This window comes from Microbacterium capsulatum (assembly GCF_030865425.1).
Classification (GTDB): domain Bacteria; phylum Actinomycetota; class Actinomycetes; order Actinomycetales; family Microbacteriaceae; genus Microbacterium; species Microbacterium capsulatum.
This window is the reverse complement of the sequence record NZ_JAVFCB010000004.1, coordinates 1-13,453: the sequence shown is the minus strand read 5'-3', so window position 1 is coordinate 13,453 and position 13,453 is coordinate 1. Positions and strand designations below refer to the sequence as shown.

Annotated in this window: 12 protein-coding genes, 1 tRNA gene and 1 riboswitch; of the genes, 7 read left to right on the top strand and 6 right to left on the bottom strand. The window is 71.5% G+C overall.

Features of this window, described 5'->3' with window-relative positions:
- Positions 1–55: 55 nt before the first annotated feature.
- Complete coding sequence (locus RBR11_RS07735; RefSeq protein ID WP_308488752.1) at positions 56–271, bottom strand: hypothetical protein; 216 nt, start codon at positions 269–271, stop codon at positions 56–58.
- Positions 264–3,959, bottom strand: coding sequence for an AAA family ATPase (locus RBR11_RS07730; protein WP_308488751.1), 3,696 nt, complete (start codon positions 3,957–3,959; stop codon positions 264–266). Before RBR11_RS07730 ends, RBR11_RS07735 begins: the two co-directional genes overlap by 8 nt.
- A gap of 160 nt (positions 3,960–4,119) precedes the next feature.
- Here RBR11_RS07730 and RBR11_RS07725 point away from each other — a divergent pair, with 160 nt between their 5' ends.
- The 6 genes from RBR11_RS07725 to RBR11_RS07700 all read left to right on the top strand — a co-directional run bounded on the left by RBR11_RS07725 (position 4,120) and on the right by RBR11_RS07700 (position 8,031).
- Positions 4,120–4,683, top strand: a complete 564-nt coding sequence (locus tag RBR11_RS07725; protein WP_308488750.1) for a methylated-DNA--[protein]-cysteine S-methyltransferase — start codon at positions 4,120–4,122, stop codon at positions 4,681–4,683.
- Positions 4,684–4,954: 271 nt separating this feature from the next.
- Positions 4,955–5,803 carry a LuxR C-terminal-related transcriptional regulator gene (locus tag RBR11_RS07720; RefSeq protein WP_308488749.1) on the top strand — a complete coding sequence of 283 codons (849 nt, stop codon included), beginning with the start codon at positions 4,955–4,957 and terminating at the stop codon, positions 5,801–5,803.
- Between the two features lie 45 nt (positions 5,804–5,848).
- Positions 5,849–5,914, top strand: a riboswitch (guanidine-III (ykkC-III) riboswitch).
- 14 nt (positions 5,915–5,928) lie between these two features.
- Positions 5,929–6,255, top strand: a complete 327-nt coding sequence (locus tag RBR11_RS07715) for a DMT family transporter (protein ID WP_308488748.1) — start codon at positions 5,929–5,931, stop codon at positions 6,253–6,255.
- A 54-nt stretch (positions 6,256–6,309) separates the two neighbouring features.
- A complete protein-coding gene (locus RBR11_RS07710; RefSeq protein WP_308488747.1) occupies positions 6,310–6,654 on the top strand; it encodes a histone-like nucleoid-structuring protein Lsr2 in 345 nt (114 codons plus the stop codon).
- A gap of 89 nt (positions 6,655–6,743) precedes the next feature.
- A tRNA-Arg gene (locus tag RBR11_RS07705) sits at positions 6,744–6,817 on the top strand.
- Between the two features lie 455 nt (positions 6,818–7,272).
- Positions 7,273–8,031 carry an HNH endonuclease signature motif containing protein gene (locus tag RBR11_RS07700; protein ID WP_308488746.1) on the top strand — a complete coding sequence of 253 codons (759 nt, stop codon included), beginning with the start codon at positions 7,273–7,275 and terminating at the stop codon, positions 8,029–8,031.
- Between the two features lie 156 nt (positions 8,032–8,187).
- Here RBR11_RS07700 and RBR11_RS07695 read toward each other — a convergent pair whose 3' ends face one another.
- From RBR11_RS07695 to RBR11_RS07680, 4 genes are all read right to left on the bottom strand, one after another.
- A complete protein-coding gene (locus RBR11_RS07695; RefSeq protein ID WP_308488745.1) occupies positions 8,188–8,685 on the bottom strand; it encodes an HNH endonuclease in 498 nt (165 codons plus the stop codon).
- Positions 8,686–8,980: 295 nt separating this feature from the next.
- A complete protein-coding gene (locus RBR11_RS07690; RefSeq protein WP_308488744.1) occupies positions 8,981–9,712 on the bottom strand; it encodes a M23 family metallopeptidase in 732 nt (243 codons plus the stop codon).
- 336 nt (positions 9,713–10,048) lie between these two features.
- Positions 10,049–10,876: a M23 family metallopeptidase gene (locus RBR11_RS07685; RefSeq protein ID WP_308488743.1), complete on the bottom strand. Its 828-nt coding sequence runs from the start codon at positions 10,874–10,876 to the stop codon at positions 10,049–10,051.
- Between the two features lie 287 nt (positions 10,877–11,163).
- Positions 11,164–11,856 (bottom strand): iron-dependent transcriptional repressor DtxR, encoded by a 693-nt coding sequence (locus RBR11_RS07680; RefSeq protein WP_308488742.1) that lies wholly within the window; start codon positions 11,854–11,856, stop codon positions 11,164–11,166.
- A gap of 168 nt (positions 11,857–12,024) precedes the next feature.
- Here RBR11_RS07680 and serC point away from each other — a divergent pair, with 168 nt between their 5' ends.
- Positions 12,025–13,137, top strand: coding sequence for a phosphoserine transaminase (gene serC / locus RBR11_RS07675; protein WP_308488741.1), 1,113 nt, complete (start codon positions 12,025–12,027; stop codon positions 13,135–13,137).
- Positions 13,138–13,453 lie beyond the last annotated feature (316 nt).

The following is a 13,453-nucleotide window of genomic DNA, read 5'->3' as shown; positions in this document are numbered from 1 at the left end:
GCGCCCTCGCGGCGACCGGGGCGTCGTCGTATCCGGGGCGCCCGCGAACAGTGCGTCAGTAGTGCGGCGGGATCTCGCGGCGCATCCGGTCGTCATTCGGGCCGGTTCCCTCCGTCGGCGCCGCCGGGGACTCCCGATCCCGCTCGTCCGGCTCGGCGTGCGTGCCCGGTGCCGGAGTCAGTCGCGCGCGACGGGATCCGCGCACGCGCACGATCCGCTGCCGGGGCTCGGTGCCGTCCCGCTCCGGATCTGCCTCGTCCCGCTCAGGCATCGGGGTCGAGCGGCTGGGTGTCGCCGTCCACGCGCGGAGCGTCCGAGGGGACGCCGAGCACCTCGCCGATCCGGCGCGCGACACCGGCCGGGTCGCTGTACAGGTCGAACGCGTGCACGCGGATGTAGTGCCAGCCCAGGCGCCGGAGCACCTGCGGGCGCAGCCGCAGCGTCTCGCGCAGCGACTCCGGCCGCGACTCCGGATCCGGTTCGATGACGACGGCCTTGCCGCGGTGCTGTGCGACGAGCGGCAGCAGCCCGCGGTAGTCGACGTCGACGGAGGCTCCGAGGCGGCGCAGTTCCCGCGCGAGGGCGAGGGTGAGCGGATCCGCCTGGTCCTCCGCGCGCTCCTCGCGGGAGTGCCCGGCGAGCCCGCCCAGGATCGACATGAGCGTCGCGGCGCCGTGCTCCAGGCGCCCCTCGTCGAACGAGGACGGCTGGATCGACGACACGATCACCATCGACCGGCGGGCCCGGGTCATCCCGATCGTGAGCAGGCGGTCGCCGTCCGGCGTGGACAGGTCGCCGAAGTCGCTGAGCACGCGGCCGTGCTTGGTGACGCCGTAGCCGAGCGAGAGGATCACCCGGTCGCGGCTCTCCGCCGCGGCCTCCTCGAGCGTGAGCACGACGAACGGCTCCTGCGTGTCCCGGCCCACGAAGTCGGCGACGTCGGAACGGCCGGCGAACGCGGCGGACACGGCGGCGAACACGCGCTCGGCGTGCCTGCGGCTCGCGGTGACGACCATGAGCGACTCGGCGGGGCGGTGCACGGCGTGCTCGACGACGAGCGTGACGACCCGGGCGACCTCGGCCTCCGGACTCTCCATCGCCCCGGTCTCGGGGTGCGGGATCCCCACGCCGCCCTCGACGTAGTCGACCGTGAGGGATCCGCGGCCGAGGTACGAGCCCGCCCACGGCAGCGAGACGATCTCGCCGCCGTAGAAGGCGTCGTTGATGAGTTCGGCGAGATCCTCACCGCCGGCCCGGTAGCTGCGGGTGAGGGTGAGCACGGGGAGCAGCGCGGAGAGCCGTTCGAACACCGAGGTCTCGTCGAACTCGGTCTCGTCGTCCCGGTCCTCCGCGGGCACGGCCGCGACGTCGAACGGGGTCGGCTTCTGCGCGACCGGGTCGCCGAACGCGATGACCTGACGCGCCCGGCGGATCGCCGGGGTCGCCTCGGTGAGGTTGATCGCGGCCGCGTCGACCAGGATCACGGCGTCGAAGTCGACCGAGTCGGGGATGTCCGGCACCTGGTACGGCGAGGCGATCCAGACCGGTGCGAGGACGCGCATCAGGGTCGGTGCGGCGGTGACGAGCTCGGCGACGGTGGTGCGGTTCTGCGTCAGGTTGTGCCGCAGGTTCGCCGCCTCGGTCGCCTCGTCGACGATCGCGATCCGCCACTGGCCGGCCATCTGCCAGGCCAGCAGCGGCCCGGACGCGGCGGCGTGCGCCTCGTCCACGAGCCGGAAGTCGCGCTCGAGCCGGTCGACGACCGCGGTGTTCGCGCCGAGCAGCGAGCGGTTCTGCTGCAGCGCCTGCTCGAGCAGCGACTGCCACCACGCGAACTCGAGCTCGGGGCCGACCCGGTCCTCGGCGAGGTGCCGGGTGGACAGGTCGATCAGCAGGGGCTCGAGCCCGAGACCGGCGAGCTCGTCGCGGATCTGCGCACGCTCGATGAGGTTGTCGAAGACGTCGGACTTCGCGGCGAGGCCGGCGAGGGTCCGCACCAGGCGGGCGACCGGCAGGGTGGCGAGCGGCTCGCGGCGGCCGAGCGCCACATCGAGCTCGGCGAGCTCGGCGTCCACGCGCTGCCACGACACGGACACGTCGCCGAGGCCGAGCGGCACCTCGGGCGCGACCCCCGCGTCGACGTAGCGCTGCCACTGCGTGCGCTGCGACTGGATCCGGCTGAGCGCCTCGTGCATGTCGCCCACGTGCCCGCCGGGGCGCACGTACTCCCTCGCGAGCTTGCGCAGGCGGCGCCGGTTCGCGCCGGTCATCCCCGCGGTGTCGCGGCGGGTGCCGTGCGCCTTGATCAGCTCGCCGAGCGGGCGCTCGAAGACGGCGGGGACGAACCGGTCCAGCGAGTCGCGGATGCCCTGCAGCAGTCGCAAGTACTCGCCGAGCTCGGAGATCGTCGCGAACGGGCGCATGTGCGTCTGCGCGACCAGCTCGTACCCGTGCTCGAGGAGCTCCGGCACGGTGCTCGCGTGCAGGCGCTCGGCGAGCGCGTGCACCGTGCGCGCCTCCTCGGTCGAGGCGAAGGTCACGCCGTACCAGGGCGAGTCGTCCGGTCCGAACCGGAACTCGCCCAGGCGCGCGGCCTGGCGCAGCGCCTCCGCGGCGTGCGCGCGATCCGCGGCGAGCTTCACGAGCGCCTGACGGCCGAGCCGGGCCGAGGTGGTCGGCGGCGTCGGAAGCAGCGCGAGCCGGGTGAGGGTCCTCGTCGCGTCGAGCACGCTGGCGCCGAGGGCCGGGTCCTTCTCGGTCAGCGCCCGCCGGTAGTCGCGCAGCACCGTGCGCAGGCGCAGCAGCGCGTCGTCGATCTCCGCGAGCTTGGGCGCGACCGCCTTCTCGTTGCGGCCGATCGCCCGCACGAGGTCGCGCCGCACCGAGGCGGGCGAGACGGCGAACCCGTCCAGCCCGATCCCGCTCAGCCGGTGCCGCACGCCGTCCAGGGTGGACCGGCGCGGCGAGACGACGAGGACGCGCTTGCCGGCGCGCACGAGCTCGCCGATCGCGTTGATGACGGTCTGCGTGCCGCCGGTGCCGGGAAGGGTCGAGACCGTGAGCGAGTGCCCCGCGGCGATCCGGGCGAGGACCAGCTCCTGCTCCGCGTCGGCGTCCAGCAGGAGGTTGTCCGAGGCAGGGGCGCGGTCGTCGGGCCCGGCCGTGGACGGCGCGGGGCCGGGCGCGGTGATCCGTTCGCGGTCGGCGGCGTGCCCGGCGAGCGCGTTCAGCATGGGGTGGTCGAGGTCGTGCGCGTCGCGTGCCATCGTGGTGCCGACGTCGGCGAAGGTCGACACGACCATGCGCGGCTGCACCGAGAAGGTGTCGATCGTCGCGGTCGCGGCACGCAGCATGTCGATCGCCGCCTGCGGGGCGAACACGCCGTTCTGGTAGGCGAGGGCGGCGAGCCGGGCGTCGTCGATCGTGATCCCGAAGTGGTCGCGCGCGATCCGCACGAGCTCCGGGTTGACGAAGAAGTGCCCGTGCAGCTTCAGCTCATAGTCGGTGTAGTGCCGGCGGATCGCGAGCGGGCGCAGCAGCATCGGGGCGGCGTAGTCGACGCCGCCGATCCGCCAGGTGGCGAGGCCCACTGCGAGGTGCACGGCGTCGAGCCCGCGCACCGTGCGCAGTTCGGTGTGCTTCGCCGTGATCCGGTCGGCGGCCAGGCGCGCGGTGCGCAGGCCCACCTCGTCCCGGAACAGGTTGGACAGCAGCGTGGAGCGTCCGGTGATGAACTGCGGCAGGCTCCCGGGGTGGGCGCGGGAGATGTCGATCCCGGCCGCCGCGACGTCGCGGTAGGCGGTCAGCGGCGAGGGCCCGCCGAGCTCGGCGGCCTCGGCCCTGAGCCTGGTCCGTTCGCTCGCCGCGGCGTGCACGACGTCGACTCCCGGCTCGGCCACGCTGACGTCGCTGGGCGTCACGGACTTCTCCTCCGCCGTCTTGCCGTCACGTCGCCACACACGTCAAAGACTAGGCGCGTCGTCCGGCTGTGACGGTCAGATCCGCCGGGTTTCGGCCATTTCCTCCGCGTTCTCCCTCCACAGCGGGCCTTTTCCGTGCTCTTCGCACGGGTTCCGCATTCCGCTCCCGCAGCCGCGGCGGCTGTCCGAGGATGGGTGCATGACGTTCCGCTACGACTTCGCCGACACCCCGTTCGGGGACGCCCTCGTCGTGTTCTCCGATGAGGGCCTGATCTCCTTCGACCTGCCGGAGGGCCTGCACCGCGGCGCACCGTGGGCGCTCGAGGCGACGGCCCGGCGGCTGCACGCCCTGCCCGAGCCGGATCCGGGGGCCGCGAACGAGGTCGACCTGCTGCTGCGCGCGTACTTCGACGGCGATCCGGTGCGCTTCGACGACGAGCTCGCGCTGGACTGGCGGCTCGTCGAGGGGTTCACCCGGTCGGCGCTGCAGGCGGTGTGCGAGATCCCGTGGGGCGAGAGCGCGAGCTACGGGGAGGTCGCAGCTCTCGCGGGGAGCCCCGGTGCGGCGCGCGCAGTGGGGACGGCCTGTCGCAACACCCCGTTCTCGATCATCGTGCCGGTGCATCGTGTGGTGCGCGCGGACGGGTCCATGGGCCACTACGGCGCGCATCCCGAGCGCAAGCGCTACCTGCTCGATCTCGAGGCCGATGCCGCCGCCCGTCGCGGATCGGCCTCCCCCGACGGCGTCCGCCCCGGCGTGTAGGCCGCCGGGGCGGACGTGCATTCCGTCCTGTCTCCGCGGATCCGTCTCCGCGGATCGCTCCGTCTCAGCTCCGCACCGTTGCGGTCGGTCCCGTGGAGGACTCCGCATCCGGGGTACGAAATCGGAAAATGTCGCGCGAATGCGTGACGAAGCGCGGCACGCGCATTTGACGGAAGGATCGTCGCTCTGCGTCATGCCGTTCTTCCCCGGGGCGCCGAAACCGTGCGGGGATGATAACGTCGTTGCCTACGATTCCCCTGGAAGGCCCTCGGTGAGCACGTTCGACCCCGTCGGATCCGATGCGGATCTGGTCGCGCAGGCAGTGCGCGACATCGCGCGGCGCACGCGTTTCCCGGTCGCATTCGGCGGACTGCTCTCGAGCGGCGAGGTCGCCGTCACGACGATCGTCGGAAATCGGACGAACAGGCTCGAGGGGCTGCGCGTGCAATTGCACCGCGGGCTCGGCGGGCGGGCGATGACCGAACTGCGGCCGCGGATGACACGCGACTACGGCTCGTCCCAGCAGATCACGCACGACTACGACGGCTTCGTGCTGGGCGAGGGGCTGCGCACGCTGCTCGCGATCCCGGTCGTCGTCGCCGGGCGCCCGCGCGGTGTCCTGTACGCGGGCGCGTGGGAACAGTCCCCGTCCGGCGGCGTGACGACTGCCCCGGCACTGCAGATCGCCGATGCGCTGGCGGATGAGCTGCGGATCCGCGGGGAGGTCGACCGGCGGGTCCGCGCGACGCGGATGCAGGGGCCGGCACTCTCCGCGGCCCACCGCGAGGAGCTCCGCGACACGTTCGCGGAGCTGCGCCGTGTCGCCGCGACGGTGCAGGATCCGCAGGTGCGCGAGCGGCTCGGCGGCATCGAGCGCCGCCTCCTGGCGCTCTCCGCCCCGACTCCTCCCCCGGGCACCGCGGCAGTGCACCTCTCGCCGCGCGAGCTCGACGTGCTCTCCTGCGCGGCGCTCGGCCTCACGAACGCCCAGGTCGCGGACGACCTGGGCCTGCGCGAATCGACCGTCAAGGCGTACCTCGGGACGGCGATGGCGAAGCTGGACGCGCCGACCCGGCACGCCGCCGTCGCCCGGGCGCGACGCGAAGGTCTGATCCCCTGAGGCCCCGGGGTGCACGGGCCCTGCCCAGGCAGACGCGGTAGGCTCGGACCGCGCGCGCCGCGCACCCGGACGAGGCGGGCCAGTACCCGGAACGCGAAAAGACTGGCTCTCGAAGGAGAGCCATCATGGCGTGGATCGTGCTCATCGTGTCGGGAATGTGCGAGGCCGTCTGGGCGACCGCACTGGGCAAGTCGGAGGGCTTCACGAAGCTCTGGCCGAGCGTCCTCTTCGTCGTCGGCCTCGCGGCGTCGATGTTCGGGCTCGGCTGGGCGATGCGCGATATCCCGACCGCGACCGCCTATGCGGTGTGGGTGGGAATCGGTGCGGCATTGACCGTCGTCTGGGCGATGATCGCCGGCGATTCCGATGTGTCCTGGATCCGCATTCTGCTCATCGTCGGACTCGTCGGCTGCATTGTCGGCCTGAAGGTGATCGACCCCGGACACGAATGACATTCTGCGGCGCAATCATTGCATCGAGCAATTGATCGACATATCTTTGTGAGCATGGCACGCAAAATCGTTCATCAGCTCGTCGACGACATCGACGGTTCGGTTCTCGAGATCGGAGAAGGCGAGACGGTTCATTTCTCGCTGGACGGATCCGCATTCGAGATCGACCTGACCAGTGCGCACGCGGCCGAGCTCCGCGCGGCTCTCGCCCCCTACATCTCGTCGGGGCGGCGGACCCAGCGTGCGATCGCCGGGCGCGCCGCGCCCGCGGCGAAGCGCCCGAACCGCAACCCGGAGACCGCCTCGATCCGCGCCTGGGCCGGCACCAACGGCTACAAGCTCTCGGAGCGCGGCCGCATCCCGGCCGAGGTGATCGAGGCCTACCGCTCGGCGCACTGACCCGTCCGCACGAGAAGGGGCGTCCTCCGGGGCGCCCCTTCTCGTGCTTCCGGCGGCGGCGCCCTCCACGCTCGCTAGACTGGAGGGGCGCCTTCGTAGCTCAGTCGGATAGAGCAGCCCTCTCCTAAAGGGCAGGTCGCAGGTTCGAATCCTGTCGAGGGCACGAGACGCGAAAGAGGGGACCGCCCGAAGGACGGTCCCCTCTTTCGCGCCTCCCCCTCGACAGGCGGGTCCCCATCGCCCAGGAGACTCCGCGCGCCGCGATACCCGCGAAATGCGACGGGTTTCGGGGACGAGTGGCGCGTGGAGGGGACGATGCGGAAGCCAGACCGGAGAACAGATCTTCGAATGTCGGTGGTCGCTGAGAGCATGGGGTATGGCTTCCTTCGATGCGATCGCGGCGTTGATCCCGACCCTGGCGGGGCGGATCGGCGCGGGCGCGTGCGCGTCCGAGGTGCAGGCGGTGATCCAGTCGCTGGGTGATGCGGAGGTGGTCGCGGTGCGGCGGGAGGCGGGCGCGGTCGGGCGCCTGGTCGAGCAGATCCAGCTGATCAGCGCCGGGGGTTCCTCGCCCGATTCGAGAAGCGATCGTTCCGCACGTTCCTCGATCACGACGGGATGCGGCGGGCGTCGATCGCGTTCGACGACGAGGGCGGCGCGTTCGTGGAGTCGCTCTTCGCCGCCGCGCTGCGCCCGCGTCGAGGCGGGCCGCGCTTCGTCGACCCGGACGAGAAGACCCGCGGCGCCGACCTCGCGGAGGATCCGCGCACGAACGATCAACTCGCGTACGACCTGCTGCTCGACCTGATCCGAGCCGGGACGCTGGCGGAACCCGACGCCGTGTTCGGCACCCGACAGGCCGGGCTCCGCCTCATCCAGATCATCGACCGCGACGGCGTGCCCGGCCGGGTCACGCTCACGGAAGACGGACTGACTGCACTGCCCGCCGCAGTCGCGGCGCGGCACCGGTGTGAGACCGGGGCCGTCACGGTGACCGTCGACGGACGCGGGAACCCGCTGAACGTGGGCCGGGAGTCCCGGGTGTTCACCGCCCGGCAGCGGGTCGCGCTCGCGATCCGGGACGGCGGCTGCCGGTGGACCGGCTGCGACCGGCCCGCCTCGTACGGCGAAGCCCACCACATCGACGAATGGCAGCGCGACCGGGGCCGCACCGACATCGACCGGGGGGTCCTGCTCTGCCGGTACCACCATTTGCAACTCCACCGCGGCGGATGGACCATCACCCGGGACGGCACCCGCGACTTCGTCCTGCACGACCCCACGGGGCATGCGCATGTCCTGCGGGCACGACTGCCGCTGCGCTACCTCTGGGGCCAAATCGACCCGCCGCCCAGACGATTCCGCCCCGCCGCCTGAACCCGCCCCGCTGAAGGACCGCGTCAGGCAGGAGCGGAGTGCGCCGAGGCGGGGAGCGAATCCCTTCGACAGGCTCAGGGGCCGGGTGGGCGCGTCTCCTCTCGCTGCGCTCGTCCGACGACCGGGGCGGACCCGGCCCGGTTCACGCGGACGCGTCTACGCGGCCATCTCCAGGTACGGCTCCCAGCACGGGTCGCCGCGTTCGACGCCGCGCACCGTCCAGGTCGTTCCACGCGGCGGACCCGGGGTCAGCCGGAGCTCCCACCCCATCTCCTGCGGGGTGCGATCGCTCTTGATGTTGTTGCAGCGCAGGCAGCAGGCGACGAGATTCTCCCAGGAGTCCTTGCCGCCGCGGGAACGGGGCAGGACGTGGTCGATCGTGGACGCCGTCTTCCCGCAGTAGCCGCACCGGTTGGCGTCTCTGCGGAGCACCCCGCGGCGGGTGACCGGCGCTCTGCGCGCTCTCGGCATCCGCACGTAACGGCTGAGGACGATGACCGTCGGGCGGTCGTAGCGTCCGCTCGCGGCCCAGACCGGATCGTCGACGACGTGCTCGACGATCGACGCCTTCTCGTTCATGACCAGCACGAGCGCGCGTCGGAACGACACGATCGTGAGCGGTTCGTATCCCGCGTTGAGCACCAGTGTGCGCATCCTGCATCCCTTCGATTCCACCGGGACGGCTTCCCGGTGTCTCGACCGTGCGCAGGCGGAGGGTCCGCAGAAATGACGAAAGGCGCTGTCTACGAGAGATAGCGCCTTTCGCGCACGGGAGAACCGTGCACATCCTGCGGGCAATGCCGAAGAACGAGGCGACCGAGTGCATCCGTGGTTCGGATGTCTGGTATTCGTTCCATCGAGTTCCTCCGCCCTTGCGACGACGGAATCAGGCTAACCCATGGTTCCTGTGTGTGGCGCGGAACATCCGGTGAACGGAATCGAAGTCTGTTCAGCCCGCGTTGGCCTGCAACCAGGACTGCGGGTCGATGACACTGCCGTTCAGGCGCACCTCGAAGTGCAGGTGGGTGCCGAACGCGTGCCCGGTGTCTCCGACGAGACCGATCATCTGCCCCGCGCTGACCCTCTGACCCTGCTGGACCAGCCGGCTGCCGTAGGTCATGTGCGCGTACGTCGTCTGGATGTCGTTTCCGGCGACCTGCCCGTCGATGACCACGGCGACGCCGTAGCCGAAGTAGTCCTCGCTGGACACCGTGACCGTGCCGGCGGTGGCGGCGTAGATCGGGGTGCCGCCGGGAGCGAGCAGGTCCCAGCCCTGGTGGTTGCGACCGGCGTCCAGGCCCTCGCCGGGGGTGAACTGCCCCGGCAGGACGGGCCAGCGCACCTGCCCCGAGCCGGGCGAGACCATCGACAGGTTCAGGCGCGCCGTCACCCCGGCGGTCTTCGCGGCCTGGGCGGCGCGGGCGGCGGCGGCCTCCTCTGCCTTCTTCTGCTCGATCTGGTCGGGCGTGGTCGCGGTGAAGGCGCTGCGCACCGCGGGCGCCGCGGTCGCCTCGGACGCGACGACGATCGACTGCGCGTGGCTCGCGGCGAGCTGCTGCGTGGTGGTGGTCGCGGCGCGGGCGTGCGAGGTGGCGCCGCTCGCGAAGGCGGGAAGCGCGATCGCGGTGACGAGCGCGCCGACGGCGGCCAGGATCGCGACCGTGCGCACGGAGCGGACCACCTTGCGGCCCGATCCCCCTCCCGTTGCCTTCACGGTGCCACGCGGAGTACGGGCGACGGTCTTCTCTGACGTGTCGAGCTCTGCAGCCAAGGGATTCCTCCGGGCCTCGGCGCAAGACGCCGGCTCGTCCTCAGTCGCTTCTCGGGAGCACGTGTGATTCGGGCACGATGCGCACTGGGTGACCGTGGCGGCGACGAGCCGGGAGGCGACCGTCACGGCGATCGTCGGCGGGCTTCTCGCAGACGACCTTTCCGACGCTACCGGAAGGCCGGCGCGCTGTCACCAGGGAAATTCCGGCGATCCCCATCGTCGAGCCGGACGGGATGCCCCTCGGACTCAACCGGCGTTGGCTGCGAGCCAGGGCTCCGGGTCCACGATCCCGCCGCCGATGTGCACCTCGAAGTGCAGGTGCGAGCCGTAGGAGTTCCCGGTGTTGCCGACCTGGCCGATCAGCTGACCCGCGGAGACCTGCTGGCCCGACTCGACGAGACGGCTGCCGTAGACCATGTGGCCGTAGAGGGTCGAGACCGGGGTGCCGTTGATCACGTGGTCGATCACGATGGCCACGCCGTAGCCGTAGTAGCCCTCGGTGGAGACGCGCACGGTGCCCGCCGCGGCGGCGTAGATCGGCGTGCCCTCGGGGGCGAGCATGTCCCAGCCCTGGTGGCCGCGTCCGGATCCGGGTCCTTCGCCGCCGCGGAAGGATCCGGGGATCAGCGGGTAGCGGACCGCACCGGAACCGGGGGCGACGAGCGCGTAGCCGGCCGTCGAGCGCACGGAGGCGGTCTTCGCGGCCGCCTGGGCGGCGCGGGCCGCGGCGGCCTCCTCGGCCTTGCGCTGTTCGATCTCATCCGGCGTCGTGGCGGAGAACGTGCCGCGGCTCGACGGGGCCTGCGTGGCCTCGGAGGCGACGACGATCGACTGGGCGTTGTCCGCGGCGATCCGCTCGTTCGTGACCTTGGCCGAGACGGCAGGGCCCCCGTGGGTGGAGGCGAAGGCGGGCAGGGCGATGGCGGTGACGAGCGCCCCCACGGCGCCGAGGATGGCGACCGTGCGGAGGGGGTGGACCACGTTGCGGGACCGGGTTCCCGTGGTCGGACGCGGCGTCGCGTCCGTGGTGCTCAGGGCCGTGCTCTTCTTCTCATTGTGGTTCTGCAGTGACAAGGGCGTCCTCCGGCCCCTGCGCGGATGCGCCGGTCCGTCGTCGATCGGGTAGGCCCATGCGATGCACGGACGCAGGAGTCCCCACGACGGCGACGGGCCGATGGGGCGAGCGCCGTGGAGGCCGGCGGCGGGCTTCTCGCCGACGACCTTTCCGAGGGTACTCGAAAGTCACGGTTGTGTCACGCTGATCAAGGGATCCGCTGATCGTGAGCAATGGATCCGCCGTATTCGGCGGCCCTCCCGGGTGGCCGGGTCGGCGCGGGCCGGAACCCGTTCCGAGCCCTCGCTCAGGCGACGAGGAAGATGTGCGAGGCCAGTTCGACGGGCAGCTCGAGCCCCTCGTCCTTGCCCTCGACCTCGATCAGCACGTAGCCCTCGTTGAAGCGGAAGCGGCCGTGCGCGCCCGGCACGACGCCCGCGTCGCGGAGCTGCTCGAGCAGTTCGGGATCCACCTGGGCGGGCTCGGCGAGACGGCGCACCGTGCCCTCGGTCGGCGTGCCGGCGGTGTTCATGTGCTCGACGAGGCCGATCACGCCCTCGTCGAAGGTGCGCGCCGCCGCGCCGCCGATCTGGTCGAGGCCGGGGATCGGGTTGCCGTAGGGCGACTCGGTGGGGTGACCGAGGAGCTCGACGAGACGGCGTTCGACCTGCTCGCTCATCACGTGCTCCCAGCGGCAGGCCTCCTCGTGCACGTAGGCCCAGTCCAGGCCGATCACGTCGGAGAGCAGCCGCTCGGCGAGGCGGTGCTTGCGCATCACGTCGACGGCCTTGCGCCGGCCGGCGTCGGTGAGCTCGAGGCGACGGTCCTCGGAGACGACGACGAGGCCGTCGCGCTCCATCCGTCCGACCGTCTGCGACACCGTCGGGCCGGAGTGCCCGAGACGCTCGGAGATCCGGGCGCGCAGCGGGACGATGTTCTCCTCCTCGAGTTCGAGGATGGTGCGGAGGTACATCTCCGTGGTGTCGATCAGATCGGCCATCGATCCCCCTGTCCGGCTGTCGAGCCTGTCGCGCGCTTAGGCAAGCCTACCTTCTGCCGACCAGGCGGGATTCCGCGCGGACACGGCCGGAAACAGGGGTCTTCGCCCCCTCTGTCGCACAGCGTCATGCGGTCGGGACGGCCACGGCCCGAACCCTAGACTCTGTGCATGGCGATCGAGATTCCCCGTGAACTTCTGCCCGTCGACGGCCGCTTCGGATGCGGCCCGTCCAAGATCCGCCCGGAGCAGGTCGCTGCTCTCGCCGCGGTCGGATCGAGCCTGCTGGGCACCTCGCACCGCCAGGCGCCGGTGAAGAACCTCGTCGGCAGCGTCCGCGCGGGCCTGTCGTCGCTGTTCCGCCTGCCCGAGGGCTACGAGATCATCCTCGGCAACGGCGGATCCACCGCCTTCTGGGACGCCGCGGCGTTCGGCCTCATCGAGAACCGCAGCCAGAACCTCGTCTCCGGCGAGTTCGGCGGCAAGTTCGCCGCGGCCGCGAAGACCCCGTGGCTGCAGGATCCGGACGTGCGCAAGGCCGAGCCGGGATCCCGCGCCGAGGCCGAGATCGTCGAGGGCGTGGACGTGTACGCCTGGCCGCACAACGAGACCTCGACCGGCGTCGCCTCACCGATCCGGCGGGTGGCCGCCGAGGGTGCGCTCACCGTGATCGACGCGACGAGCGCGGCGGGCGGCATCGACTTCGACGTCACCGAGACGGACGTCTACTACTTCGCCCCGCAGAAGAACCTCGGCTCGGACGGCGGACTCTGGTTCGCCGCGGTCTCGCCTGCCGCGATCGAGCGGATCGAGCGGATCGCCGCCTCCGGGCGCTACATCCCGGAGTTCCTCAGCCTGAAGAACGCGGTCGACAACTCGCGCCTCGAGCAGACCCTGAACACCCCTGCGCTCACGACGCTGCACCTGCTCGACTCGCAGCTGCAGTGGATCAACGGCAACGGCGGGCTCGCCTGGGCGTCTGCCCGGACGAACGAGTCCTCGCAGGAGCTGTACCGCTGGGCCGAGGCCTCCTCGGTCGCGACGCCGTTCGTCGCGAACCCGGCCGACCGCTCCCCCGTCGTCGCGACCATCGACTTCGACGAGTCCGTCGACGCTGCCGCCGTGGCGAAGACGCTGCGCGCCAACGGCATCGTCGACACCGAGCCGTACCGCAAGCTCGGCCGCAACCAGCTGCGCATCGCGACGTTCGTGTCGATCGAGCCGGACGACGTGCGTCGGCTGATCCGCGCGATCGACTACGTGCTGGAGCGCCAGGACGTCTGACGCCCGGTTCGTCCGAAAAGGCGTCCTCCCCGAGACCGACCCCGGGGAGGGCGCCTTTTTCGCGCCTGCGTGTCCCGCATCCCGGGCGCTCGCGCTGTCATAACCCGCCGGCGCTGCGAAGGTTTCGAGTGTGATGTCTCAGGACTTCGGTGACGGTTCTGTATCAGGACATCGGTGACAGTTGGTGTCTCAGGACATCGGTGACAGTTGGTGTCTCAGGACATCGGTGACAGTGGGCGTCTTCTGGGGGCCGATCCTCGGGGTCTGCCGTTGCCGACGTAGCGGGTGCCGGGTTGTGGCCAGGGGTGTTCGATGA